26 protein-coding genes and 4 tRNA genes are annotated in these 25,023 nt (G+C 69.4%); 16 read left to right on the forward strand and 14 right to left on the reverse strand.

What is annotated here, in order from left to right:
* Positions 1-7: 7 nt before the first annotated feature.
* The 4 genes from ACZ45Q_RS03330 to ACZ45Q_RS03345 all read right to left on the reverse strand — a co-directional run bounded on the left by ACZ45Q_RS03330 (position 8) and on the right by ACZ45Q_RS03345 (position 1,003).
* Positions 8-460 (reverse strand): FAS1-like dehydratase domain-containing protein, encoded by a 453-nt coding sequence (locus tag ACZ45Q_RS03330; RefSeq protein WP_468254160.1) that lies wholly within the window; start codon positions 458-460, stop codon positions 8-10.
* A 98-nt stretch (positions 461-558) separates the two neighbouring features.
* On the reverse strand, positions 559-723 hold the full coding sequence (gene rpmG / locus ACZ45Q_RS03335) for a 50S ribosomal protein L33 (protein WP_003948671.1): 165 nt from the start codon (positions 721-723) through the stop codon (positions 559-561).
* Positions 724-811: 88 nt separating this feature from the next.
* Positions 812-884: transfer RNA gene (locus ACZ45Q_RS03340), tRNA-Met, on the reverse strand.
* Between the two features lie 46 nt (positions 885-930).
* A tRNA-Thr gene (locus ACZ45Q_RS03345) sits at positions 931-1,003 on the reverse strand.
* Positions 1,004-1,304: 301 nt separating this feature from the next.
* On the opposite strand from ACZ45Q_RS03345, the gene ACZ45Q_RS03350 reads away from it, so the two are divergent.
* Both ACZ45Q_RS03350 and ACZ45Q_RS03355 read left to right on the forward strand, forming a co-directional pair.
* Positions 1,305-2,564, forward strand: coding sequence for an amidohydrolase family protein (locus ACZ45Q_RS03350; protein ID WP_468254163.1), 1,260 nt, complete (start codon positions 1,305-1,307; stop codon positions 2,562-2,564).
* A 209-nt stretch (positions 2,565-2,773) separates the two neighbouring features.
* Positions 2,774-3,430, forward strand: coding sequence for an SDR family oxidoreductase (locus ACZ45Q_RS03355; RefSeq protein ID WP_468254165.1), 657 nt, complete (start codon positions 2,774-2,776; stop codon positions 3,428-3,430).
* Between the two features lie 153 nt (positions 3,431-3,583).
* Here ACZ45Q_RS03355 and ACZ45Q_RS03360 read toward each other — a convergent pair whose 3' ends face one another.
* The 3 genes from ACZ45Q_RS03360 to ACZ45Q_RS03370 all read right to left on the reverse strand — a co-directional run bounded on the left by ACZ45Q_RS03360 (position 3,584) and on the right by ACZ45Q_RS03370 (position 5,548).
* Entirely contained in the window at positions 3,584-3,796 is a 213-nt protein-coding gene (locus ACZ45Q_RS03360; protein WP_468254168.1) for a hypothetical protein, read from the reverse strand.
* A 146-nt stretch (positions 3,797-3,942) separates the two neighbouring features.
* A tRNA-Tyr gene (locus tag ACZ45Q_RS03365) sits at positions 3,943-4,022 on the reverse strand.
* Positions 4,023-4,189: 167 nt separating this feature from the next.
* Complete coding sequence (locus tag ACZ45Q_RS03370; RefSeq protein WP_468254171.1) at positions 4,190-5,548, reverse strand: hypothetical protein; 1,359 nt, start codon at positions 5,546-5,548, stop codon at positions 4,190-4,192.
* Between the two features lie 236 nt (positions 5,549-5,784).
* Here ACZ45Q_RS03370 and ACZ45Q_RS03375 point away from each other — a divergent pair, with 236 nt between their 5' ends.
* Positions 5,785-6,573 carry an NUDIX domain-containing protein gene (locus tag ACZ45Q_RS03375; protein ID WP_468254174.1) on the forward strand — a complete coding sequence of 263 codons (789 nt, stop codon included), beginning with the start codon at positions 5,785-5,787 and terminating at the stop codon, positions 6,571-6,573.
* Here the strand turns inward: ACZ45Q_RS03375 and ACZ45Q_RS03380 are convergent.
* Positions 6,557-7,564, reverse strand: a complete 1,008-nt coding sequence (locus ACZ45Q_RS03380) for an XRE family transcriptional regulator (protein WP_468254176.1) — start codon at positions 7,562-7,564, stop codon at positions 6,557-6,559. The genes ACZ45Q_RS03375 and ACZ45Q_RS03380 overlap by 17 nt on opposite strands.
* A 765-nt stretch (positions 7,565-8,329) precedes the next feature.
* Here ACZ45Q_RS03380 and ACZ45Q_RS03385 point away from each other — a divergent pair.
* The 12 genes from ACZ45Q_RS03385 (at position 8,330) to ACZ45Q_RS03440 (ending at position 18,742) form a co-directional block, all read left to right on the forward strand.
* Positions 8,330-8,599: a DUF6284 family protein gene (locus ACZ45Q_RS03385; protein ID WP_399592061.1), complete on the forward strand. Its 270-nt coding sequence runs from the start codon at positions 8,330-8,332 to the stop codon at positions 8,597-8,599.
* On the forward strand, positions 8,596-9,042 hold the full coding sequence (locus tag ACZ45Q_RS03390; protein WP_468254178.1) for a Pycsar system effector family protein: 447 nt from the start codon (positions 8,596-8,598) through the stop codon (positions 9,040-9,042). The genes ACZ45Q_RS03385 and ACZ45Q_RS03390 overlap by 4 nt, the downstream gene beginning before the upstream one ends.
* Positions 9,039-9,950 carry a DUF2637 domain-containing protein gene (locus ACZ45Q_RS03395; protein WP_468254180.1) on the forward strand — a complete coding sequence of 304 codons (912 nt, stop codon included), beginning with the start codon at positions 9,039-9,041 and terminating at the stop codon, positions 9,948-9,950. The genes ACZ45Q_RS03390 and ACZ45Q_RS03395 overlap by 4 nt, the downstream gene beginning before the upstream one ends.
* Positions 9,947-10,336, forward strand: coding sequence for an RRQRL motif-containing zinc-binding protein (locus ACZ45Q_RS03400; RefSeq protein WP_468254183.1), 390 nt, complete (start codon positions 9,947-9,949; stop codon positions 10,334-10,336). Before ACZ45Q_RS03395 ends, ACZ45Q_RS03400 begins: the two co-directional genes overlap by 4 nt.
* A 2-nt stretch (positions 10,337-10,338) precedes the next feature.
* Positions 10,339-10,656, forward strand: a complete 318-nt coding sequence (locus ACZ45Q_RS03405) for a hypothetical protein (RefSeq protein ID WP_468254186.1) — start codon at positions 10,339-10,341, stop codon at positions 10,654-10,656.
* 103 nt (positions 10,657-10,759) lie between these two features.
* Positions 10,760-12,874 carry a P-loop NTPase family protein gene (locus ACZ45Q_RS03410; protein ID WP_468254188.1) on the forward strand — a complete coding sequence of 705 codons (2,115 nt, stop codon included), beginning with the start codon at positions 10,760-10,762 and terminating at the stop codon, positions 12,872-12,874.
* 207 nt (positions 12,875-13,081) lie between these two features.
* Entirely contained in the window at positions 13,082-13,549 is a 468-nt protein-coding gene (locus ACZ45Q_RS03415; RefSeq protein ID WP_468254191.1) for a hypothetical protein, read from the forward strand.
* A 90-nt stretch (positions 13,550-13,639) separates the two neighbouring features.
* The gene (locus tag ACZ45Q_RS03420) at positions 13,640-14,368 is read left to right on the forward strand and encodes a DNA methylase (protein WP_468254194.1); all 729 of its coding nucleotides are present in this window, start codon (positions 13,640-13,642) and stop codon (positions 14,366-14,368) included.
* Positions 14,365-15,213 carry a bifunctional DNA primase/polymerase gene (locus ACZ45Q_RS03425; protein WP_468254197.1) on the forward strand — a complete coding sequence of 283 codons (849 nt, stop codon included), beginning with the start codon at positions 14,365-14,367 and terminating at the stop codon, positions 15,211-15,213. The genes ACZ45Q_RS03420 and ACZ45Q_RS03425 overlap by 4 nt, the downstream gene beginning before the upstream one ends.
* Before the next feature lies 1 nt (position 15,214).
* The gene (locus ACZ45Q_RS03430; RefSeq protein WP_468254200.1) at positions 15,215-16,690 is read left to right on the forward strand and encodes an ATP-binding protein; all 1,476 of its coding nucleotides are present in this window, start codon (positions 15,215-15,217) and stop codon (positions 16,688-16,690) included.
* Between the two features lie 441 nt (positions 16,691-17,131).
* Positions 17,132-17,317, forward strand: a complete 186-nt coding sequence (locus tag ACZ45Q_RS03435; protein ID WP_224295993.1) for a helix-turn-helix transcriptional regulator — start codon at positions 17,132-17,134, stop codon at positions 17,315-17,317.
* Between the two features lie 57 nt (positions 17,318-17,374).
* Positions 17,375-18,742, forward strand: a complete 1,368-nt coding sequence (locus ACZ45Q_RS03440; RefSeq protein WP_468254203.1) for a tyrosine-type recombinase/integrase — start codon at positions 17,375-17,377, stop codon at positions 18,740-18,742.
* Positions 18,743-18,906: 164 nt separating this feature from the next.
* Here the strand turns inward: ACZ45Q_RS03440 and ACZ45Q_RS03445 are convergent.
* Positions 18,907-18,988 (reverse strand) — tRNA-Tyr (locus ACZ45Q_RS03445).
* 242 nt (positions 18,989-19,230) lie between these two features.
* On the opposite strand from ACZ45Q_RS03445, the gene ACZ45Q_RS03450 reads away from it, so the two are divergent.
* Positions 19,231-19,719, forward strand: a complete 489-nt coding sequence (locus tag ACZ45Q_RS03450; RefSeq protein WP_468254206.1) for a YajQ family cyclic di-GMP-binding protein — start codon at positions 19,231-19,233, stop codon at positions 19,717-19,719.
* Between the two features lie 111 nt (positions 19,720-19,830).
* Here the strand turns inward: ACZ45Q_RS03450 and ACZ45Q_RS03455 are convergent, their stop codons facing one another.
* From ACZ45Q_RS03455 to ACZ45Q_RS03475, 5 genes are all read right to left on the reverse strand, one after another.
* Positions 19,831-20,097, reverse strand: coding sequence for a GlsB/YeaQ/YmgE family stress response membrane protein (locus ACZ45Q_RS03455; RefSeq protein ID WP_468254208.1), 267 nt, complete (start codon positions 20,095-20,097; stop codon positions 19,831-19,833).
* A gap of 248 nt (positions 20,098-20,345) precedes the next feature.
* Entirely contained in the window at positions 20,346-20,741 is a 396-nt protein-coding gene (locus tag ACZ45Q_RS03460) for a YccF domain-containing protein (protein WP_468254211.1), read from the reverse strand.
* Positions 20,738-21,601: a zinc metalloprotease HtpX gene (htpX, locus tag ACZ45Q_RS03465; protein WP_468254214.1), complete on the reverse strand. Its 864-nt coding sequence runs from the start codon at positions 21,599-21,601 to the stop codon at positions 20,738-20,740. The genes ACZ45Q_RS03460 and htpX overlap by 4 nt, the downstream gene beginning before the upstream one ends.
* Positions 21,602-21,930: 329 nt before the next feature.
* Positions 21,931-23,448, reverse strand: a complete 1,518-nt coding sequence (locus tag ACZ45Q_RS03470) for an NADH-quinone oxidoreductase subunit N (protein ID WP_468254217.1) — start codon at positions 23,446-23,448, stop codon at positions 21,931-21,933.
* Positions 23,445-25,019, reverse strand: coding sequence for a complex I subunit 4 family protein (locus ACZ45Q_RS03475; RefSeq protein ID WP_468254219.1), 1,575 nt, complete (start codon positions 25,017-25,019; stop codon positions 23,445-23,447). The genes ACZ45Q_RS03470 and ACZ45Q_RS03475 overlap by 4 nt, the downstream gene beginning before the upstream one ends.
* Positions 25,020-25,023: the final 4 nt, after the last annotated feature.

The following is a 25,023-nucleotide window of genomic DNA, read 5'->3' on the forward strand; positions in this document are numbered from 1 at the left end:
GGAATGCTCACGCCTCCTCGGCCGCGCGGGCCACCAACTTGATCCAGGCGGTCACGACGTGCTCTCCGGCCTCGTCGTGGACCTCGCCGCGGATGTCCAGGATGTCGCTGCCGGCCATGGTCTTGACCGCCTCGATGGTCGAGGCGACCCTCAGCCGGTCGCCGGCGCGGACGGGACGGGAGTAGGCGAACCTCTGGTCGCCGTGCACGACCCGGCTGTAGTCCAGACCGAGCTGCGGGTCCTCGATGACCTGCGCCGCCGCCCGGAAGGTGACGGAGAACACGAAGGTCGGCGGTGCGATCACGTCCGGGTGGCCGAGCGCCTTCGCGGCCTCCGTGTCCGTGTACGCCGGGTTGGCGTCCCCCACCGCCTCCGCGAACTCACGGATCTTCTCCCGGCCCACCTCGTAGGGCTCGGTGGGCGGATAGGTCCGCCCCACGAAGGACTGGTCGAGCGCCATGGGCTCGGCACCTCCTGCTGCTGTCTGTCTCTGTGCGGCCGGTGAAACGACGCGAGGCCGCCCCCAGTTTCGGGGACGGCCTCGTGTACGAGCCTGATTTATCGCGTCTCGCGGTGCGCGGTGTGCGCGTTGCAACGCGGGCAGTGCTTCTTCATCTCAAGACGGTCCGGGTTGTTACGCCGGTTCTTCTTGGTGATGTAGTTCCGCTCCTTGCACTCCACGCAGGCCAGCGTGATCTTCGGGCGGACGTCGGTGGCAGCCACGTGAGTGCTCCTTGACGAACGGATGGACTTGATTAACGCAAGAAGAGTAGCCGATCGAAGGACCGACCCCGCAATCGGCTACTGACAGTAGCGGTGACCGGACTTGAACCGGTGACACAGCGATTATGAGCCGCTTGCTCTACCGACTGAGCTACACCGCTGCGGTGCGATCGGGCCCCGCCTTGCGGCGGGAACCTCTCTCACCAGAGCCCCAAAACGGAATCGAACCGTTGACCTTCTCCTTACCATGGAGACGCTCTGCCGACTGAGCTATTGGGGCGAGCGATGAAGACATTACACGGTCGGCCGCCGTTCGCCCAAATCCGTTTGTCCGACCCTGCCCCGCCTGCCGGGCCCGCCCTCCGGGCTGCCATACGGTCCGCTACCGGGTCCGCCGTACGGGCTGCCGCGGCTGCCGTACGGTCCGTCGGCGGGCCCGGCCCGGGGTCCGGCCGCGGCGGACCACGCCGGTACGACTATTGCGCTCCTGCACGCCGCGGGCCGACCACCGTCCTAGGCTCGACTCACTCTGCGTGATCTTGCGTCCTCCGCACGGACAGGCCCCAGCCCACAGGAGCGCGATGCCCGACAGCCAGCCGCAGCCGCCCCACTCGTCCTCCGCCTCGGGCCCGGACGCCCGGGACGCGCTGCTGCTGTCCGGGGCGCGCCTGACCGACGGCCGGACCGTGGACGTACGGCTGTGCGGCGGGCGCATCGAGGCGGTCGGCACCGCCGGCAGCCTGGCGGTCGCCGGGGCGCCGGGCGACGGCAGGCGCGTCGACCTCTCCGGCTATCTGCTCCTCCCGGCCCCGGCCGAGCCGCACGCCCACGCCGACACGGCGCTGACCGCCGACGGCGACGGGCCGGTCTCCTACGACCCCCCGGACGTCCAGCGCCGGGCGACCGAGGCCGCGCTGCTGCACCTCGGGCACGGGTCGACCGCGCTGCGCACCCATGTGCGGGTCGGTGACGTGCAGGGGCTGGGCGCGCTGGGCGCCGTCCTCCAGGCCGGGCGGGCACTGCGGGGTCTGGCCGAGCTGACGACCGTGGCGATGCCGAGGGTGCTGACGGGGGCGGCGGGCGCCGAGGGGCTGGCGATGCTGCGGGACGCGGTGAAGATGGGCGCCGGGGTGGTGGGCGGGTGTCCGGACCTGGACCCGGATCCGACGGGGTACGTGGAGGCGGTGCTGGACGTCGCCGCCGAGCACGGCTGCCCTGTCGACCTGCACACGGACGCCGCCGACCCGGCCCGGCTGGCCCGGCTGGCGGCGATGGCGGGCGGACTGCGGCCGGGGGTGACCCTGGGCCCCTGCGGTGGGCTGGGCCGGCTGTCCGCGGAGGTGGCCTCCCGGATCGCGGACCAGCTGGCGGCGGCCGGGGTGACGGTGGTGTGCCTGCCGCAGGGCGGCTGCGGTGCCGTCGACGGCCGCGACGGCACCGCTCCGGTACGGCTGCTGCGCGCGGCCGGGGTGCGGGTCGCGGCCGGGAGCGGTGCGCTGCGGGACGCGTCCAATCCGGTGGGGCGCGGGGACCCGTTGGAGGCGGCGTACCTGCTGGCCTCCCGCCACGGCCTGCGGCCCGAGGACGCCTACGACGCGGTGAGCGCCTCGGCGCGGGCGGCTCTGGGCCTGCCCGAGGTGCGGGTGGAGGCCGGGTTCCCGGCCGAACTGCTCGCGGTGCGCGGGGAACGGCTGGCGGGTGCCCTGTCCCTGGCGTACAGCCGGATCGTGGTGCACCGGGGGCGCGTGGTGGCGCGCACCAGCGCGGTACGGGAGTACGGGGACGCCACGGGCGCCACGGAACGGGGGCTGCCGCGGCAGGGCCGGGGGGACGTTTCCTGAGCCTGGCGGGGCGGAGGCAGGGAGGCTGGAGACGCGGGGTCGGTGGCGGGGGCACAGGCGCCGGAGATGGGATGCAGGCGGGCGGGGACGAGCCGTCACGGGCGGGTGGGTCTTGCCGTCACCGGCCGGTGGGTCATGCCGTCACCGGCGGGTGGGTCATGGCCGAACTCGTGCGGCGCACGCGGCCGTCCGGGCGTACGGTCGAAGGCATGCGCATTGTCATCGCTGGTGGTCATGGTCAGATCGCGCTGCGGCTGGAGCGGTTGCTCGCCGCGCGCGGGGACGAGGTCGCGGGCATCATCCGCAAGGCCGAGCAGGCGGACGACCTGAGGGCGGCCGGTGCCGAGCCGATCGTGCTGGACCTGGAGTCGGCGTCGGTCGAGGAGGTCGCGGAGCGGCTGCGCGGTGCGGACGCGGCGGTCTTCGCGGCGGGCGCGGGCCCGGGGAGCGGTGCGGCACGCAAGGACACGGTGGACAAGGCGGCGGCGATCCTCTTCTCGGACGCCGCGGTACGGGCGGGCGTACGGCGGTTCGTGATCGTGTCGTCCATGGGCGCCGACGCCGGGCACCAGGGGGACGAGGTCTTCGACGTCTACCTGCGCGCCAAGGGCGAGGCCGACGCCTACGTGCGGTCGCTGGACGGCCTGGACTGGACGATCCTGCGCCCGGGCCAACTGACGGACGACGCGGGGAGCGGGCTGGTCCGGCTGGAGGCGGAGACCGGACGCGGGCCGATCCCCCGCGACGACGTCGCCGCGGTCCTGGCGGAACTGATCGACACGTCGGCGACGGCCGGCCTGACACTGGAGCTGATCAGCGGCTCGACTCCGGTGTCGGTGGCGGTGAAGTCGGTCGCCGGGAACTGATCGGTCCGGCGGGAACCGATCGGTCCGGCGGGCGAGCGGACGCAGGGACCGACGGGCGTCCGGGTGGGCCGGCTGGCGTTCTGAGACCGGCAGGCGTTCTTGGAGGGGCCGACGGGGTCAGGAGAGCGGCGCGGGGCAGAAGACCGGCGGGGATCAGAAGAGCGGTAGCTGTCCGGGGAACTCGGGGACGGCGTACCCGTCCAACGACGGCTGGGCCGCCCCCAGTTGCGCCGGCCGCCGGGAGCCGGGGCAGGAGGTGAGCTCCCCGCTCTCCCGGGCGCCGGGCGGATCATGGCGCGCATAGCGCCCGGCGACCACGGCGATCTCGCGGCGGCACTCGGGGCAGAGCCTGCGACGGGAGGACATGCGGCCAGTGTGCCCCAGGACACCGGAGGCTCACGGGAGCCCGTGAGGGGCAGAGCGACGACACGGAGACGGCACAGAGGCGCAGACCGACGAAAAGACCCCCTCCGCTCTGCGTTTCCGCAGTTCGGAGGGGGTCTCCTCAAGTGTGGCGGCGCCAGGATTCGAACCTGGGAAGGCTGAGCCGGCAGATTTACAGTCTGCGCTGTGCGGCCCTCAGATGCAGCACAGTGACCGGAACATAGAGGCTGCATCCCACACCTGCCCCACAGATCCGGTCCGCAAGCGACACATCCAGTTAGGGAAGCGCAGGACGCCAAGTGCCCGCCAACGAAGACTGTGGGGCTGACGCACCGAGGAAGGCCGTGAACTGCCGAGCGGTTCGATGCACTTACATCAGTCTTGGCTGTGGATCAGGACTTCCGTGGCCAGAAGCCTGACTAGCGTGATGTCAGGTTTCAGGTTGTTGGCTTCTCTACTCCGGGGGAGCAGTACCGGAATGGGAGCGAACTTTGGATCATCTTTAGCGTGAACAATTCTATTCCTCAAAGCATAAATACGCTTCGCCACTTGCAACGATAGCGCGTCACTCTTTGGATGCAAAGAGATGCCGGATATGCCGGAAATCGGCGCACCCTTACCTTCAGAAAAGTGCTTCAGATCCTCTGTCGCGAAAAATTCCTTGAGCTTTTCTTCTCTCGTGAAGTCCCGCAAAAGCACCTTGAGCTGATCTTCTTCACTCGCCTGCTTGAATCGCTCAATGGAGGTAATCAGGCGCAGCACTGAAGAGTCTTTACCCTCATCAAAGAAAGGGTCCTTCAACTCTTGACGCAAAGTTCTAATACCGTCGCGCCTGTGCGCCAGAGGAAGGAAGTACTCCAATACCTGATAGTACGAGAGGAAAATAAAGGGAGGGTTGTCCCAAGCTTCAGAGGCGAAAGAGAATAGGGCGGCGACCTCGCGAGGCGTCTTCAGTTTAGGGAAACGTACTTTCGGCGAAGTGGGGCCTTCTGGCAGCTCGAACGACACGCGCATACGCTCGCGAGGCAGCAGCACGAGAGGGATACCATTCCTGACGTCCAGTTCGAAAATGGTTCGAGCTGCAATCTCCGTCGCTCGCCGAGTAACCTCAGCCGGATCTCGGGAATCGTCAAGAAACACTTTCAGACTGTATGTAGCAGTAAGCCCCTCCCGTCCAAGCGGGGGAGGGACATGCCATTCATCCAGCAGAAAATTCGCTGTCGCACTCGTGGGGGACAGCTCGACGCAAGCCTTCTCCTTGGGGGATGCAACATGGAAGCCGATCCTGTTCGGCCCCTCACCAAAAGAGCGAGTCGGCCGCGTAGGGCTCGTAGGGGCAAATTCGTGGCCACATGTACTTTCATCCGCGACCCAGTCATACTTTTCAATCGCCCTGCGATTCGTGTACCCCCTGCTAGCTCGAATGGTGAATTCCGCGAATCCTTTACTTGGCACGACGAATCCCAAATATTCGCCATGTTCAGTAGCGCCTCGAATCAGATCATCCGCGACGCTCGATAGTCTATCCACTGGGATTACGCGAAAGAGGACGCCGTTTCCCTTTTTCGCCTGCGGCTCGACAAATACAGCGATGCCTTCTCGGATCGCTGTAAGCTTGCGATCAACACTTTCGATTTCTGCTACGGACGCTCTTTCAAAGTCTTCCAGTGCATCCATCGCTTCGATACGACTGGGTTCCTCTACCGTCTCGCTAAGTGATTTCTTCCCGTCCATTGCAACCCCCTGTGTTTCCCGAAGTCATACAGCAGGCTCGTTAGGTTCCGAGCCCCCTTTTTTTGCACAGGACTGCCGAACCCGTGGCCTGGGCTCCGATCGTCTCCTGTTTCTCTTCCCCCCAACATGAGCACCCTAGCTTCACCAGCGCGCACCAACTGCCTGATTCCTGAAGTGCACGCGCAGCACTCGGGTACGCTGGTACGCACCACAGCAGAACGGAGAGTGCCCCACAAATGGGACCGAAGACGACCAAGGTTTACGAGACACTTCGGGAGCGGCTCAGGTCCGGCGAGTACGCTCCCGGTGACAAGCTCCCGCCGGAGCGCACGCTGGTCGACGAACTTGGTATCGGTCGAACGGCACTACGACAAGTGCTCGCCCGTCTCGTCTCCGAAGGTCAGTTGGAGGTTCGGGGACGGAGTTCGTACCGGGTGCCGGGCGCGGTGAGCGTCCAGCGTCCGGCAGGGCTGGAACCCTGGCGTATTCACGGCGAGCGCGACGTGTACAACAACCGATGGGTCAAACTCCAGCTCTGGGACGTGGAGCCTCCCGGGGTGAAGCGGTTCGAACACCACGTCGTGAGGCTTCACCACGTGGCGGTCACAGCAGTCATTGATGACCAGGACCGCGTTCTGATGATGTGGCGGTACCGCTTCGTACCGCAGCAATTCGGCTGGGAACTCCCCGGCGGCATCGTCGACGACGGGGAGGACCCGGCGGACACGGCCCTGCGTGAGACCGTCGAAGAAACGGGATGGCGGCCCAAGTCGCTGGAACACATCGTGAGCTATCAGCCCATGGTGGGCATGGTCGACTCGCCACACGAGATCTTCGTAGCGCGCGGTGCTGAGAAGGTCGGCGAGCCGACTGACCTGGAAGAGGCTGGCCACATCGAGTGGGTACCGCTTACGGACATCCCCGGGCTCTTGGCCCGCGGTGAGCTACTGGGGTCGGGCACTCTGGTCGCTCTCCTGCACGTCCTGGCGGCTCGACGAACGCCAGGACTCACAACCGCGCAGTAAGCATGTCGACGCGACGGCGCTGCCGGACTGAACCGGTCCGGCTCGCCAACAGTCGGGCCCGACGCAGGTGCGTACTGGCGTCGTCGTACTCGGCTCGCGTGAGGTGCGCTTGGGCAAGGTCGGCGTGGAGGCCGGCGCGTGCACGAACGAACGTCGGGTCCATCACCTCAAGCGCGCTGTAGAGGCTGGTAACCGCCGAATCCTCCCCGAGCAGGGCGAGCACGTTGCCTTGCCACCGGGCGAGATGCGCGCCGTTCAGGAAGATGCTCAACATGTCCGGGTCCCGATCCTCGGGCCCAGGCGGAATGACCGCCATGGCCGCCTCTAGCGCGCGTCGGCAGTCGTCCGGCATGTCGGCGTGCGCGCACATCTCGGCTTCCGCCGCATACAGCCATGCCCGGAGTCGGGCGGAACCGGCTTGCCCGACGGTGCGCTGAGCATCCCGCACGAGGTCGACGGCAAGCGCCGGCCGTCCCGCTTCGCAGAGCACGTACGCCTGTTCGCCCATGGCATGAGCGAGGTACATGGGCTCTTCAGCGTCGCGCGCCGCGCGCTTGGCAAGTTCGTAGTGGCGCCACGCCCGCTCGACGGCCCCCGAGTCGATTGCCTGCCACGCTGCCAGAGTTGAGGCGCCGGCGAGTGCGAGCGCCACGGGCCGACGGGCGGAAGGCAGCACGGCAAAGTTGAGCGCGTCTTCCAGGGCGGACAGATGGCCGGACATCTGATCGACCAAGGCTGCGGCGCCTCTCTGGCGGTCCATGGTCCGCAGTAGTTCGGTCTGGTCGTTGAACATCTTCACCATTGACTCGCTGACACTGCTGGCCGAATCAATCCGGCTCAAGAGGTCGTCGTAGCCGTCGGCGGTCGGCGCCACGGGGGCCGGGTCGGAGTCCCGTAGCTCCCCGTCCGTGACGCCGAGGAGCTGCCGCAGGATGCGTGCGTACCGGTCCGAAATGGTGCGCTTGCCGTTCTCCCACTCGGACACGTACACCCGCAGACTCGCGGTTGACGCAACGTCCGTGAGGTTCCGTCGGGCGAACTGCTCGATCTCGCGAACCAGTCGTTCCTGCGACCATCCGCGCGCTGTCCGCGCGCTCCGAAGTCCCGCACTCACGGGACCACCTCCCGGCGTTGGCTTGCCTCACAACACCTTGTCAGCCTGACGCACGTTGCCGCAGGTCAACAGGGGTTAACAGGCCGAAAGTTAAGCCCTGTTGGCTACCGGCGGCCCTGCCTCCAGATGTCTTCTGGAGATGCACCGCGGCGGTTCGACCGCCACCCGAACCAGCGAACCACCTTGACACTGGTGCGCACCAGATGCAGTCTGTTGGTGCGCACCAGATGACGAGTCGGTCTCGGAGTCACGGTGTGCGAGACAGCGCCCGGACGCACGGCCCGGAGTACCCGCTGTGGAGAACTCAACAGAGTGCCGACCCAGCCGCATGAACACGTGCGGTCGATGGGTGCGGGTCACCATCCCGACCGCCCATGTCGGGCCGGGTGACCTGCCCTGATCCGCCTCATCGGGGCGGTGACTGGCATTGCGTGATCAGAAATCCGCAGAACCTTCGCGGCATCTGCCGCTTCGAACCTCATCCCTTCCGCCGCGCTGGTCGCGGCGGCCGGTTGCCTCCGCTGCTCGTCTCGTACGAGCAGCGCTGAGGGGAGCCGGAACCGACTCCAACGGCGAGCGGCTCCCGGGGTGCCACCCGGGAGCCGCGTTCGGGCCGTTCCTCGCTGGAAGGAACCACGACCCATGGACCACATCGTCACTGTTCAGGACGCTGTTACCGCGTTCGCCGACTTCATGGAGCCGACGGACGCGGAGCTGGACGCGATCGAGCAGGAGATGCCCGTGATCCTCGCGGACGTCGACCTGCTTGACGCGCACATCGTCACCCTGGACCGCACGCCGACCGAGGTCGACGAGCGTCGCATCCGCCGGGCCCGCCGGCGCGCGCTCGCCGCCCGCGTCGCGCTGGTCAACCGCACGGTCGGTGCGAGCCTGCCCGGCGGTGCCGCATGAGCGCCACCGACCGGAACCTGGCCGCCGCGCACGCTGAGGTGAAGGCGGAGATCACGCGGACGGACACGAAGACGGCGCTGCTGCTGGCGTTCGTCGGCGCGGTGCTCGCCGGCGCGTGGACGGTCGCCCGTGACCTGCCGCTGACCGTGCCCGCGGCCGTCGTGGGCGGGGCCGGTCTGGCGCTGCTGGTCGGTGCGGCCGGTCTGCTGCTGCGGTCGGTGCGCCCGAACCTGCGCGGGCGGCACGGCTTCCCCCTGTGGGCCACGCTCACCGCCGACGAGATCGGCGCCTCCGTCGCCCGGGACCTGGCCGCCGACATCGCCGGACTGTCCCGGCTCGCGGTCGCCAAGTTCACGTGCCTGCGCCGCGCGGTCGACCTCACCCTGACCGGCGGCGCCCTGCTCATCCTCGCCGCCCTGCTCACCGCCGGGGGTGCGGCATGAACCTTCACCGCAAGGGCCGCGCCGCCCTCGTGCTCGCCCTCGTCGCCGTGGTCGGCATGGCCTTCCGGGTGTCCTGGAACGCGCTGCGGGACATCGCCGGCGCCGTCGGCGCCGACGACACGGCCGCGATGCTGTACCCGTTCGTGGTCGACGGCCTCATGGCGCTCGCCCTCATCGCCACCCTGGTACTGGCCGACCGCGACCGCACGTTCGCCCTGCGCGTGCTGGGGGCGTACACGGTCGCGTCGCTGGTCCTCAACTACGTGCACGGTCTCGTGCCCGAGCTGCACGGCCGCACCGTCGACTGGGGTCGACTCGCGGACTGGGATCCGGCGAACTGGGCCCTGGTCCTGCTCGCCACCTCGTTGCCGGTCGGGTCGATCTACTTCGGCTCCGACCTCGTGGCCAAGGTGCTCCACCACCGCCCCGCCCCGATTCCAGCCGCGAGCACGAATGCGGAGGAATCCACCGGCACCGATACGAAACGGTCTATGGCTGACCTGCCGGTATCGACCCCCGCGCCGATCACCCCGAACGTGACCGTGCTGCCCCGTCCGGTGGCCGTCGGCTTCCTGAAGTCGACCCTGCCCGCCAAGCCGCTCCCCTCGATCGCCCCGGCCCCGGCCACACCGATCGAGCGGCGCGCGGTGGCGGCGGAGTCGACCCGACCGCGCCGTGCCACGGGCCGTGTCCCGGCGGTGGCGAAGTCGACCCGCCCGAAGCGCACGCCGGAACAGTTGCTCGCCGAAGCACGGAAGGCGACGGCCGATTGGCCGGACGCGAAGGTGACCGGCGAGGGCATCCGCCGCGCCATCCGCACCTCACCGGCAAACGCCCGCTCCCTGCGGGACGCCATCCTCGCCGAACGCGCCGCCACCGCTGCGTCTGCTGAGGCGGTGGCGTCGTGAGCGCCTACGGCAAGTGCTTCGACCCGAACGGCGCCCGCTACGGCATCCCGACCTACCCCTGGCGCCTGGCCCCCGACGGCCTGGCCACCCGCTGGCAACTCCGGGCGAAGGGGTTGCGGCCCGGCGGTCAGGAAGTCGTGGCGCAGGTCATGCGGACCAACCGCCGGGCGGGCACGGACAAGGTGGCCTACCTCTACCGCGTCGACTGCGCCAAGCCTGTGCGGCCGATGACCTCGCGCAAGTGGGGCGCCCTCGCGCTGGCCATGCTCGCCCGGCGCACGTGCCAGGTGTGCGGCATCACGTACGGCTACTGCCTGCCCACCTCACTCGGCATGTGCATCCTGTGCGCCCACCCCGACCAGCACGGCCCCGAAGGGAGCGTCTGACCATGCGCAACGCCGACATCCGCCGCCTGGACCGCGAGATCCAGGCGACACAGAAGAAGCTCGAAGCGGTCCGCCGGGGCGAGTGGTGGCCGCTGAACGGCAGTGAGCGCCGGGCCATGGCCCGCTCGCTGGCCGTCGGCGGCTACAAGGTCGCCCGGGGCCGCAGCGCGGGCCGCGAGGAACAGCGCATGGACGCCACCGGCAACAGCGCGGAGATCCGGCTGAACGCGGAGCTGACCGCCCTGCACGGCGAGCGGCAGCGCCTCCTCACCGAGGCCGCGAAGACGAAGGCGGCCAAGCGGTCGTCGGGCTGGTTCTGACCAGCCGTTTCAGTGCCGGGGTGGCCGCTCTTTCCACGGACCCGGCCACCCCGGCTCACTCCCTCACTCCCGCCCCAAAGGGGCAGTCAGGAGCAGTTCCAGCATGTCTGAGAACGTCGTTCACCTCCACAAGCCCACCGACCCCCCGACCGCCGACACCGCCCCGACGGTGCTCACGGTCGTGCCCGACGCGCCCCCGGCCCGCCCGGTACCGCTGTGGGTCCGCTCCGGCCGCGCCGTGAAGTCGGCCGCCACGCACGAGACCACCCGGGCCACCGTGCGGGCGGCGGCCCGGCACGGCCTCTACACCTTCAACGGCGGCCGGATCGTGGCCCGTCGGGTGTGGGACGGCCGTACCGGCTCGCGGTACGAGCGGATGATCCGGGCGGCGGAAGCCGCGGGGAACCTGGAAGCGGCCGAGGAGTGGGAAGAGCGGTTGCAGCGCTTCCGCGCCGCCCGCCACCACCGCCGTATGGACCTCCTGCACTCCCCGGTCGAGGCCGCCAAGGGCGTCGCCGTCGGCGCCGGGATGAGCATCGGTGTCCTGGTCGCCCTCGGAGTCGTGATGGCCATCAACACGGGCCGTGTCGAGGACGTGATCACTCCGCTGTCGGCCACGGTCGACTTCATCGCCCTGCTGATCCGGATCGTCCAGGTGGTGTGGGGTCCGGCCCTGTCGATCGGCCCGTTCCTCGCCCTGCTCGCCCTGTGGTCGGTCGGCCGCAAGCAGCACGCCGCCCCCGCCTGGGCACTGCCCGCCAACGTCCGCAACGCCGAGGGCGAGCCGATCACGCCGTCCATCGTGGTCAAGGCCCTGCGCGACCTCGGCGTACCCGCCCTGGCCCGGGCCATCAAGGAGATGGGCGACGCCGGCGCCTCCATGCTCGGACCGATCACCATCGCCGGATGCGGTGTCGAGGTCGACGTGACCCTTCCCTCCGGCGTGTCGACCAACGAGGTGCAGGCCAAGCGGCGCAAGCTGGCGGAGAACCTGACGCGGCACGAGCACGAGGTGTTCATCACCATCCCGCAGGCGGCCCGTACGGTGCGGCTGTGGGTTGCCGACTCCGGTGCGCTGGATGAGCCGATCGGTCCGTCGCCGCTGGTCACCGACGACACGATGACCGCCGACTACACCAAGGGCAAGGCACCCTGGGGACAGGACCTGCGCGGGGATGCCGCCGCCCTGTCCCTCTACCAGCGCCACCTGTTGATCACGGGTCTGTCGAACCAGGGCAAGACCGTGGCCCTGCGCTCCCTCGCCCTGTGGCTGTCACTGGACAGGTCCGTGCAGTTCCTCATGGGCGACCTCAAGGGCGCGGGTGACTGGGCCATGTTCGACGGCCTGGCCACCACGCTGATCCAGGGGCCGACGGATGAGCACGTCATCCAGGTGACCGAGATGGTCGAGGGCGCCGTGACCGAGATGAACCGGCGACTCCAGGCGCCGCCCGGCACGGTGTTCCCTCCGCTGATCGTGCTGGTCGACGAAGCGCAGGTCGCGTTCATGTGCCCCGCCAAGGACGCCGACAAGCGGCCCTACGGCGGCTCGAAGGCCAACTCCCGGTACTTCATGGCCGTGCGGAAGATCCACAACCAGGGCCGTGCGGTCAACGTGCTGATGTGGCAGGGCACGCAGGACCCGACCAACGAGAACCTGCCCAAGCTGGTCCGCGAGGGTGCCCACACCCGCGCCTCCCTCGCCCTGGGCACGGAGTCGCAGGCCCGCATGGCGCTGGGGGACAAGGCCGTCGACGGGGGCGCGGCGCCGAACCTGCTGCGTCCGGGGCTGGACCGGGGAACCCTGGTCGTCGCCTCCGACGGGATCAGCATCCCGGCGGGACAGTCGTCGATCACGGTGCGCACGCACTACATCGACGACGACGCGGCCGAGGCCATCACCGACCGGGCCAAGGCCCTGCGCGACGGCGTGACCACCCTGCACGCCATCGACCGGGGTGCGGAGCACGACCCGCTCGCCGACATCGCCGCCGTGATCGGCGACGCCTCGCGGGTGCGGACCAAGGACGTGCTGGCGCGGCTCGCCGCGCGGAACGCGGACGCCTACGGCGGCTGGTCGTTCCTCGACCTCAAGCGCGTCCTCGACGACGCCGACGCTGGGCCGTACAAGTCCGACGGCGTCATGGTCGTCTCCCGCGACCGCGTCGCCCGCGCGCTCGCCAACCGCGACGGCGACGGTTCCGCTTCCGCCGAATGACGGCAGGGAGCGAACGACCGGCGGGTCAGGGAGGCAGGGAGAACTCCCTGACCGCCTCCCTGACCCGCCTCCCTGGCCCTGACCTGCGCGAATGATCGTTCAGGGAGTCAGGGAGGCACGCAGGTCACACCCCCCGAACACCCCTCCGCAGGGCATCCCGAAGGGGGTGTCTCTGCCTCCCTGGCCCTCGGCCGGAAGGGATTCCGCATGTACCCCGAACACACCCCGCACGTGCCCGCACAGCGGGCCGTAGAGGTCCACCAGCCCACCCCGTACCCGCCCGCCGTGCCCGTCGCGGCGCCGGTCGTGCCGGTGCAGCCGGGCGCGGTCCCGGCGGTGGCGAGCATCGTCCTGCCGGACGGCCGCGTCGTCACCGGCTACGCCATCAACCCCGCCCAGCCCGAGCCGGTCGCCGCCAAAGCGGCCGTGTCCCGCACGGCCGTGAACGTCGCCCTCGGGGGCGCCGGGTTCCTCGCGGTGTGCGGCGGACTGGTCCTGCTCACCTCGTTCATCGCCGCACTCACCGCGCTCATCACCCAACTGATCACCCTCGCCGCCGTGATCTTCGGCGGATGGATCGCCGTACAGATCTTCAGCGCACGCGGCCACCGGGGCGGCGGGACCACGGTGAACATCCGCAAGGCCGTGATCAAGCGCAACCACTTCCGCAGCTAGCTACGCCAAGGGCGGCCCCCGCTTCACGCCAATGAGTCCGGGGCCGCCCTTGTCCACCTGCCATCACCTGACCTGTGGAGGTCTCCCAGCATGACGCAACCCGCCACCATCCGGCGAGTGCGCGACCACCGGCCGCGCCTGCTGGATCTGTTCTGCTGCGCCGGCGGCGCCGCCATGGGCTACGCCCGCGCCGGATTCCAGGTCGACGGCTGCGACATCGCCGACCGACCCAACTACCCCTTCCCCCGCCACCACGGCGACGCGCTCACCTACCTCGCCCACCTCATCGCCACGGGCGAGATCGAGCGGTACGCGTTCGTGCACGCCTCCCCGCCCTGCCAGCACGGCTGCGCGCTCACCGTGGGCACCAACCGGTCTCAGGGTTGGGGACGCACGCACGTCGACCTCGTGGCCCCCACCCGGGAACTGCTCAACGCGTCCGGACTGCCGTACGTGATCGAGCAGCCCAACGGCCGCGCGAAGATCCGCAAAGACCTCACCCTGTGCGGGGAGATGTTCGGTCTCGGAGTGATCCGGCACCGCAACTTCGAGGCCGGCGGCTGGACCGTCCCCCAGCCCGAGCACGTCCCGCATCGGGGCCGCGTGCGCGGCTACCGGCACGGCCAGTACTACGACGGCCCGTATGTGGCCGCCTATGGCAACGGCGGGGGCAAGCCCAGCATCCCGGAGCTGCAAGCGGCGATGAGCATCGACTGGACCGACGTGCGCGAGGAACTCACCGAGGCCATCCCCCCGGCCTACACCGAGCACATCGGCGCCGCATTCCTCGCCACGGCCACGCTGGGGGTGGCGGCATGAGCGAGACGCTGCACCCCCAGCACACCGCACTGAGCCTCGCCGCGTCCGGCGTGCCCGTGCTGCCCCTGCGCCGGGGCAAGGTGCCGTTCGGCAACTGCACGGCGTGCGCGGACAACGCGTGCGGCGGCCGACCGAACATGAAGGCGCCCGGCCCGTGCCGGTGCCCGGCCCCCTGCCACGGGTGGGCCGCCGCCACCATCGAACCGGCCGTCATCGTCTCGTCGCCGTGGGCGGCGGCATGGCGGCAGGCGGTGTGCGTCGCCTACCACCCCGGCGGCGCCGGACTGACCGTCGTCGACCTCGACGACGCCGACGCCATCACCTGGGCCCGCACCACCCTGCCCGCCACTCGGACCGTGCCCACGACGCGCGGCGAACACTGGATCTACCAGGGCGCCGTGACCTCCCGCAACGCCGTGCATCCCGGTGTCGACATCAAGTCGACCATGGCGTACGCGCGTTGGCTCGGACCCGGCGCGGGGGCTATCGCCGCTCTGCCGGACGCTCTGCGCGCCCTGGCAGTAAAGGAGCCGTCCCCCGCCCGCAGGGCGCCACAGACGCTCCCAGGGCCGTTGAGGGGCGGTCAGGAGGAGTGTCCGCACCGCACGCCCGTCTTCCTGGAACGGGGCGTCGCCATGGCGGAGCAGCGCATCACGGAGGCGTCCAGTGCGGTGCACGCGACCGTGTACCGGACGTTCCTCGCGGTGCTGTCCCGGCACGGCCGGTGCGGCTGCCTCACCGACACCCACGTCGCCCGGCTGTTCACCGCCGCGCAGGCCAAGGGCGAGACGGCCCGGCACTGCACGGACGCGTGGACCAACGCCCGCACCACGTTGGGACTGTGACATGTCCGAGGACGAAAAGACCCCGGGCCGCGAGGTCATCACCGAATACGCGCAGGCCCATTTCCGCTACTTCCGCACCGTCGACGGCACCGTCTACGCCCAGCGCAACGGCCACCCCGTAGCCCGCCCCATCCGCTCCCAGGGCACCACCGGAAGCCACCGGCAGGAACTCATGGTCGGCCTCTTCCGCGATGGGGTCGGCGTATTCAACGGCACCGCCTTGAAGGAGGCACTGGACTTGATCGAAGCACTCGCCCTCTCCCAGGACGTGCAGGCCACCCACATCCGCGTGGCACCCGGCTCCGACGGAGCCACCTGGCTCGACCTCGGCCGCGACGACGGCCAGTCCGTGCGCATCCACCCCACCGGCTGGACCATCGCCACCCCCGACCCCGCAGAGGTCTGCTGGAGGCGCACCCAGCTCACCGGCGAACTGCCCCTGCCCGCCAAGGACACCGCCGGGCAGGGCATCGACGCCCTGCTGAGGCTGACCAACTTCGCCACCCCCGACACCGAATGCTTGGCGCTGGCCTGGCTCGTCGGCTGCCTGGAACCGGGCGTCCCCGTCCCCGCGCCGTTCCTCACCGGCCCCCAGGGCGCCGGCAAGTCCACCGCGGGCCGCATGCTGGTGCGCATCATCGAGGGCATGAGCGGCGACCTGCGCCGCGCGCCCAAGGACGAAGAGAGCCTGATCACCGCCGTTGCGGCAGGCTGGATCACCGCCCTGGACAACCTCTCCCACCTGGCCCCCGACCTGTCCGACCTCATGTGCTGCATCGTCACCGGAGCCGAGTCCATCAAGCGCGCCCTGTTCAGCGACGGCGACGTGTACCGCTCCCGCTACCGTCGCCCCCTCCTGCTGACCGGCATCGACGTGGGCGTGATCCGGCCCGACCTCGCCGAACGCCTTCTGCCGCTTAGGCTGGAACGGCCGAAGGTGCGGCGCACCGAAGCGGAACTGTGGGCCGACTTCACCGCCGCCCTGCCCGTCATCCTGGGCTCGCTCCTCGACCTCACCGTCAAGGTCCGCGCCGCCACCGCCCCCACACCCACCGACCTGCGCATGGCCGACTTCGCCCACCTGTGCGCGCAGTTCGACACGGCCACCGGCCTCGCCTCCCTGCCCGCCTACCGGGCCAGCCTCGACGACCTCAACGACGACGTGATCGAAGGCGACCTGTTGGCACAGACCGTCCTGCACCACGCCGCCGGACTCGAACCGGGCGCAGAGCAGCGCATGACCTCCTCGGAGTGGCTGGACTGCCTCAGCCGCCTCCACAGCGGCGAGGACTGCCGCCCCCTGCCCAAGGGGTGGCCCACCACCGGCAAAGTCCTCTCCGACCGGCTCAAGCGGCTTCAGCCCACGTTCGCCGCCCGTGGCGTGGTCATCGACTGGGGACGCACCAGCGCCGCCCGCTACATCGCCATGACCCGACCCGTGCCCGAGCCCCTGCACCAACAGGGGTCCCTGCACTGACAGCGCGCGCTCGCCTGCACGACAAGCAAGAGGAGCACCCGGCGCCCTGGTGCTCCTCTTGCTGTTCGGCGACAGCCGCCCCAAGAACGCGCCGCGAAGCGGCTCCTTCTTCAACACCGCAACCGCACCACAAACAGAAACCACCCCCTCTCTTTTGTCCTAAGAGAGAGCCCCTGCGTCACCGCGTCATCCGTCACCACAATGACAGCCCCTGACCTGCGCGAACGGGCGTGACACAGACGCCCGAAACCCGCGTCACAGCACGTCACCCGCGTCACAGCCGAGTGACACACGCCCTCGGCCGTGACAGACACCCGACACCGCCGAGTCACACAAACCAGCAGGTCACAGACCCGCATGACGCGTTTGACGCAGTGACGCAGAAATCCGCACCTCGGACACACCACCACCCCGAGATCACCAGACCGAGGAGTAGCAACGATGGCCCGCGACGAAAAGCTCAAGCTCCCGGAAGTCCTCGCAGAGATCAAGATGAGCCGTGCCGCCTTCTACCGCCTACGCGCCCGGGGCAAGGCCCCGAAGCTCATCAAGCTCTCCAACGGCCAGATTCGTTGCCGCCGCAGCGACCTGGACGCGTGGTGGGCCACGCATGAAATCGCAGCCTGATCCATGACCGCACCGGAGGGGCCCCACTACGGGGCCCCTTTCGTAGGAAGGCCCTCGATGGGGAAGACGTACGACGTTCGGATCTGGTCCGTCCGCCAGCGGAAGGATCGTGGACAGACCTCCGCAGAGTTGCGCTGGAAAACGGGTGAGACACCTCATTCGCAGACGTTCCGCACTAAGACACTGGCAGACGGCCGCCGCGCCGAGCTGCTGCGGGCGGCTCACGCTGGCGAGCCGTTCGACGAGTCCACCGGGGCGCCGCTCTCCGAGTTGCGACAGCGCAACGACGTCAGTTGGTACCAGCACGCCCGCGAGTACATCGAGATGAAGTGGCAGCACTCCCCTGGCTCCACACGCCGGACGCTCGCGGAAGCCATGGCCACCGTTACGCCCGCTCTCGTCAGGGACACCAAGGGCATGGCTGATGCTCAGACTGTACGGACGGCCCTCTATAGCTGGGCATTCAACGTGAGCCGCCGTGACCAGGAACCGCCGGACGAAGTGACCGCCGTGCTGGCATGGTTCGAGCGGAAGTCCCTGCCCACGTCCGCGCTGGCCGACCGCATGCAGGTACGCGCCGCCTTGGACGCCCTGACCAAGAAGCTGGACGGCACCACGGCGGCGGCGTCGACTATCCGCCGGAAGCGAGCCATCTTTCACAACGCTCTCGGCTACGCCGTTGAAGCCGGACGCCTAACGGACAACCCCCTGCCACAGGTGCAGTGGAAGTCTCCGGAACAGGTAGCGGAGGAACTGGACCCCGCCTCAGTGCCGGGCCCCCGGCAAGCTCTCGCCCTGCTCGATGCCGTGCGTACGCAGAGCCCACGCGGGCGGCGCCTGGTCGCGTTCTTCGGCTGCATGTACTACGCGGCGGCACGGCCAGCGGAAGTCATCGGCCTCCGTCTCCAGGACTGTGACCTGCCCCGCCGGGGGTGGGGCACTCTGCGGCTCCGGGAGACTCGCCCCCGTTCCGGGGCGGCCTGGACGGACAGCGGTGAGGCGCACGACCGCCGAGGGCTCAAGCACCGGCCCCGGAAAGCAGTCCGCACGGTGCCGATCCCGCCCGATCTCGTGAGCCTGCTCCGGTGGCACGTCACCGCGTACGGCGTCGCACCGGACGGGCGGCTGTTCCGGACGCAGCGTGGCGGACTCATCCAGGACACCGGATACGGCGAGGTGTGGGCGGAGGCCCGTTCTCGTGCCCTCACGCCCGCTCAGTGCGCGTCGCTCCTGGCGAAGCGTCCTTATGATCTTCGCCACGCCGCCGTATCCACATGGCTCAGTTCCGGGGTGGAACCGCAGGAAGTAGCAGCGCGCGCCGGCCACAGCGTGGCCGTGTTGTTCCGGGTCTACGCGAAGTGCCTGGACGGCGGCGCCGCTACAGCCAATGCCCGGATCGAGCGGGCGTTGAAGAACGGCAGCTAGGAGGGGTGGAAGCTGCCCCACGCCTGCCCCACACGGACTGGTCAGCACCCGAATCAGGGTGAGACACACTGGGAAAAAGCGCCCATAACGATCAGGGCAGACCCGTCAACGACGAAAGGGCCTGTGATCAGCATTTCTGCTGATCACAGACCCTTTCGGTCGTGTGGCGGCGCCAGGATTCGAACCTGGGAAGGCTGAGCCGGCAGATTTACAGTCTGCTCCCTTTGGCCGCTCGGGCACACCGCCTGGGTTGTCGCCCGTCGAACCGCTTTTCGGCGGTGCTCCGTGGCAACGACGTAAACAATACCCGATGCACAGGGGTGCTTCGCCACCCGGTTGATCTGCGTCCGGGGGGCGTGGGTGTGGCTAGGCTTGTCCGGATGCGGTCCGGGCCCTGCGGGGCTCGGCGGCCGTCGACGTATGCCGGTACGCCGGTTCCGGCCCGCCCCGCACACCGACACGCACCCCGATACAAGGAGCCACAGGACATGGCCGACTCCAGTTTCGACATCGTCTCGAAGGTCGAGCGGCAGGAGGTCGACAACGCCCTCAACCAGGCCGCCAAGGAGATCTCGCAGCGCTACGACTTCAAGGGCGTCGGCGCCTCGATCTCGTGGTCCGGTGAAAAGATCCTCATGGAGGCCAACTCCGAGGACCGGGTGAAGGCCATCCTCGACGTCTTCCAGTCCAAGCTGATCAAGCGTGGCATCTCGCTGAAGGCCCTGGAGGCGGGTGAGCCCCAGCTCTCCGGCAAGGAGTACAAGATCTTCGCGAGCATCCAGGAGGGCATCTCCCAGGAGAACGCCAAGAAGGTGGCGAAGATCATCCGCGACGAGGGCCCCAAGGGCGTGAAGGCGCAGGTGCAGGGTGACGAGCTGCGGGTCACCTCCAAGAGCCGTGACGACCTGCAGACCGTGATCGCCCTGCTGAAGGGCAAGGACTTCGACTTCGCGCTGCAGTTCGTGAACTACCGGTGAGCTGAGTCCCGGGTCGTCGAACCGAGATCGTGCGAGGCTGCTTCTGCGAGAGGGCGGGCACCGGGTGCCCGCCCTCTTCGTTTCCACTGCCGGTGGCGTGTCCGGCGCGGGTCAGTCGCGCGAGTGGCCGAAGAGCAGGCGGTAGGCGATCAGGAGGACGAGCGATCCGCCGATCGCCGCCACCCATGTGGTGCCGTCGTAGAAGTCCTTGGTGACGGGGTGGTCCAGCCAGCGGGTCGATATCCAGCCGCCGATGAAGGCACCGGCGATGCCGATGAGCGTCGTCCCGATGAGGCCGCCGGGGTCGCGGCCCGGCAGCAGGAACTTGGCGATGGCTCCGGCCAGCAGCCCCAGGATGATCCAACTGATGACGGTCATGCCGTGACCCTGCCTTTCCCGCTGTGCTCGTACGTGCTCGCCGGCGTGCGTTCGTTCATGCCGTCCTGGTGGGGAAGACGGCTCGGCACCATCGCGCGGTTGCACTGATCAATAAGGTGCGGCCCATGTCATCTTCGGCCGGACCGCAGCTGCGGCGCACGTTGGGCGTGGGCGGGCCACCTGGGGTCTGTGGACAACCGGGTCTGTGGGCGCTTCGGGGTTGTAGGGAACTGGGGGGTGTGACGGGCTCACCAGGCGGCCGTGAACGGCTGGTCCGTGCGGACGATGTCCCGTCCGAGCGGGAGCAGTGAGACCGGGATGAGCTTGAAGTTGGCGATGCCCAGCGGGATGCCGATGATCGTGACGCACAGCGCGATGCCGGTGGCGATGTGGCCGAGCGCCAGCCACCAGCCGGCGAGGAGCAGCCACAGCACGTTGCCGACGCAGGAGGGGGCGCCTGCGTCACGGCGCTCCACGGTCGTGTACCCGAACGGCCACAGGGCGTAGACGCCGATCCGGAAGGCCGCGACGCCGAACGGGATGCCGATGATCGTGATGCACAGCAGCACGCCCGCGACCATGTAGGCGAGGAACAGCCAGAAGCCGCTGAAGACGAGCCATATGACGTTGAGGATGGTCTTCATGGGGTGCGACCTGCCATTTTCTCGAGCCGGGCGATGCGTTCGGCCATCGGCGGGTGGGTGGAGAACATCTTCGACAGCCCCTGGCCGGGCCGGAAGGGGTTCGCGATCATCATGTGGCTGGCGGTCTCGATACGGGGCTCCGGCGGCAGCGGAAGCTGCTTGGTGCCGGCGTCGAGCTTGCGCAGGGCGCTGGCGAGGGCGAGCGGGTCGCCCGTGAGCTGGGACCCCGAGGCGTCGGCCTCGTACTCCCGGGAACGGCTGATGGCCAGCTGGATCAGGCTGGCGGCGAGCGGACCGAGAAGCATGATCAGCAGCATGCCGAGCAGGCCGGGGCCGTCGTCGTCGTTGGAGCGGCCGATCGGGATCAGCCAGGCGAAGTTGACCAGGAACATGATCACGGAGGCGAGGGCGCCCGCGACGGACGAGATCAGGATGTCGCGGTTGTAGACGTGGCTGAGCTCGTGGCCGATGACGCCGCGCAGCTCGCGCTCGTCGAGCAGGCGCAGGATGCCGTCCGTGCAGCAGACGGCCGCGTTGCGCGGGTTGCGGCCCGTCGCGAACGCGTTCGGGGCCTCCGTCGGGGAGAGGTACAGGCGCGGCATGGGCTGGCGGGCCTGGGTGGAGAGTTCGCGGACCATGCGGTACAGCGCCGGTGCCTCGAACTCGCTGACCGGGCGGGCGCGCATCGCGCGGAGTGCGAGCTTGTCGCTGTTCCAGTACGCGTACGCGTTGGTGCCGAGGGCGACGACGACGGCGATGACGAGCCCGGTACGGCCGAAGAAGCTGCCGATGACGATGATGAGTGCGGACAGTCCCCCGAGGAGTACTGCGGTCCTGAGCCCGTTGTGCCGGCGGTGCACGGTACGCCCTCCAAGTGGTGCAGCAGGGGAACCCTTTGCTTGCTGGTCTCGCTCGCTGTGGTTGCTTCCCGGTCTGTCGATGCCACCGGTGCCGTGGTGTCACGTCCAGTGGACCCTCCCGTACTGGTCAACGCCATGGGAACGCTGCCAGTTCCCTGGCAGGGGCGGTGGGGGGTGTGGGCCGTCCGGGTGACGGGGGCGCGGTCAGGGGTTTTTCGCCTCCGCCGCCCCTACCCGTCCCATCCCGGGGGCTCCGCCCCCGGACCCCCGCTCCTCGAACGCCGGAGGGGCTGGATCCAAGAGCGGCGGGGGCGAGGGGGTCAGGTTGGTCAGAAGAGGGGGGTGGCGGTGAAGTGGAGGATCAGTTGGGGGGCGCCCGAGAGGGCGACGGCGAGGACCGCGGTGACGGAGATCGCGGCGGTGAGCGGGGCGGGCACGCGATGCCCACGGGCCTCACCCTCGGGGGCGCGGAACAGCAGCGCGGTCCACCGGAGGTAGTAGTACAGCGCGATGACGACGTTGACGGCCATGACCACGGCGAGCCAGCCGAGCCCGGCGTCGACGGCCGCGGCGAACACGGTGACCTTGGCGAACAGGCCGATGATACCGGGCGGCAGTCCGGCGAGGCAGAGCAGGAAGAACGCCAGCAGCAGGGCCGTCACGGGGTTGGTGGCGTACAGGCCCCGGTAGTCGGAGACCCGGTTGCGGGACCTGGTGCGGCCCACGAGCGCCGCCACGGCGAACGCGCCCAGGTTCACGGCGGCGTACATCAGGGCGTAGGCGACGGTGGAGCCGATGGAGCGTTCGGCGTCGTCGGAGTACGCGGCGGCGGCGATCGGCACCAGGAGGTAGCCGGCCTGGCCGACGGACGACCAGGCGAGCAGGCGTACGGCGCTGTACGCGCGCGTGGCCTGCTGGCGCAGGGCTCCGAGGTTGCCGACGGTCATGGTGAGCGCGGCGAGCACCGCCAGCGCCGGGCCCCACACGTCGGCGTAGGACGGCAGGGCGACGACCGTGACCAGGATGAGCCCGGTGAAGCCGACCGCCTTGCCGATCACCGACAGATAGGCGGCGATGGGCAGCGGGGCGCCCACGTAGGTGTCGGGCACCCAGAAGTGGAAGGGCACGGCGGCCGTCTTGAAGGCGAAGCCGACGAGGGTGAGCACGACGCCGGCGTGGGCGAGGGTGGTGAGCTGCCCGTCGACGTTCTGGACGCGCTCGGCGATCTGGTCGAGGAAGAGGGTGCCCGTGGAGGCGTACAGGAAGCTGACGCCCATGAGGCTGACCGCGGTGGCGGTGACCGAGGACAGGAAGAACTTCAGGGCGGCTTCGGAGGAGCGCCGGTCGCCGTGTCGCAGGCCGACGAGGGCGAAGGCGGGCAGGGAGGCGACCTCCAGGGCGACGACGAGGGTCGCGAGGTCGCGGGAGGCGGGCAGGAGGGCGGCGCCGGCCGCCGAGGAGAGCAGCAGGAACCAGAACTCGCCGTCGGGCATGCCCCGGTCGGCGTCCTTGAGGGCGGTGACCGACAGCAGGGCGGTCACGAGTGCGCCGGCGAGCACCAGGAACTGGATGACCAGCGTGAACGGGTCGGCCACGTAGCTGCATACGTCGGCGTCGCGGTTGAGGCAGAAGGTGCTGCGGCCGGCGTCCAGCAGGGGCAGCAGCATGAGGAGGGCGGCGGCGAGGCCCGCGACGGAGATCCAGCCGAGCAGGGCCTTGCGGTGCACGAAGAGGTCGGTGACGAGGACGGCGAGTCCGGCGACCGCCGCGATGGTGGGCGGTGCGATGGCGAGCCAGTCGACGGACTGGACGAGGCTCTGGGCCGTCGGCTGGGCCAGCGGGCTCATCGGGTGCCTCCTGCGAGGAGCTGCTGCACGGCGGGGTCGGTCAGGCCGAGAAGGGCCTTCGGCCACAAGCCGGCTACGACGGTGAGGACGACGAGCGGGGTCCAGGCCGCGAACTCGTACCGGCGTACGTCGGTGAGCTTCGGGCCGTCCTGCGGCGTGGCGCCCATGCAGACGCGGCGGACCACGACCAGCAGGTACGCGGCGGTCAGCAGGGTGCCGAACGCGCCGATCGCCATGAAGGTGAGGAAGGCGGGGCGGCTGAGGCCGGCCGCGGGGTCGAAGGCGGCGAACAGGGCGAGCATCTCGCCCCAGAAGCCGGCCAGGCCCGGCAGGCCGAGCGAGGCGACCGCGGCGAAGGCGAGCAGGCCGCCCAGGCGCGGGGCGCGGCCGTAGAGGGCGGCGCCGGTCTCCTCGGCGAGGGTGTCCAGGTCGGTACTGCCGGTGCGGTCCTTCAGCGCGCCGACCAGGAAGAAGAGCAGGCCGGTGATGAGGCCGTGGGCGATGTTGGCGAAGAGGGCGCCGTTGACGCCGGTGGGCGTCATGGTGGCGATGCCGAGGAGCACGAAGCCCATGTGGCCGACGGAGGAGTAGGCGATGAGTCGCTTGAGGTCGCCTCCCGCCCCCTTCTTGGCGAGGGCCAGGCAGGCCAGGGATCCGTAGACGATGCCGACGACGGCGAAGGCGGCGAGGTAGGGCGCGAAGGTCCGGAAGCCGTCCGGGGCGGCCGGAAGGAGAATGCGGACGAACCCGTACGTACCCATCTTGAGCAGGACGCCGGCCAGCAGGACCGAGCCGACGGTCGGCGCGGCGGTGTGGGCGTCGGGCAGCCAGCTGTGCAGCGGCCACATCGGGGTCTTGACGGCGAGGCCGATCCCGACCGACAGAACGGCGATGACCTGCACGGATGTGGTCAGCGACCGGCCGTTGTCAGTGGCGAGTGCCACCATGTCGAATGTGCCCGCGCTGATTCCGATCAGCAACAGGCCGAGCAGCATGACCACGGAGCCGAGCAGCGTGTACAGGATGAACTTCCACGCCGCCGCGCCCCGGCCCTCGCCGCCCCAGCGGGCGATGAGGAAGTACATCGGGATCAGGACCATCTCGAAGGCGAGGAAGAACAGGATCAGGTCGAGGACGGCGAAGGTCGCGAGGGTGCCGGACTCGAGGACGAGCAGCAGTGCGACGAAGGCCTTCGGGGACGGGCCCGTGGGCGGCTTGAAGTACGAGTAGAGCGCGCAGAGGAAGGTCAGCAGCGCGGTCAGGACCAGAAGGGGGAGGGAGATGCCGTCGATGCCGAGGTGGATGCGCACATCGAGTGCGGGGATCCAGCTGATGTCGGTCGTGGCCTGCATCTTCGACGGCTGGTCGTGGTCGAAGCCGGCCGCGAGGACGATCGCGGCGAGGAGGACGGCGCCGGTGACGGTGACGCCGTGCCGCAGCACGGCTTGCTCGGGCGACTTCCCCTTCAGCCCCGGTGGTGCGGGCAGGAGAGCGGCGGCGGCGCCCAGGAGCGGGCCGACGACGATCAATACCAGAAGGAACTGCATCACGGACTCGTTGATATCCATCACGCCT

The organism is Streptomyces sp. NPDC031049 (genome assembly GCF_055571015.1).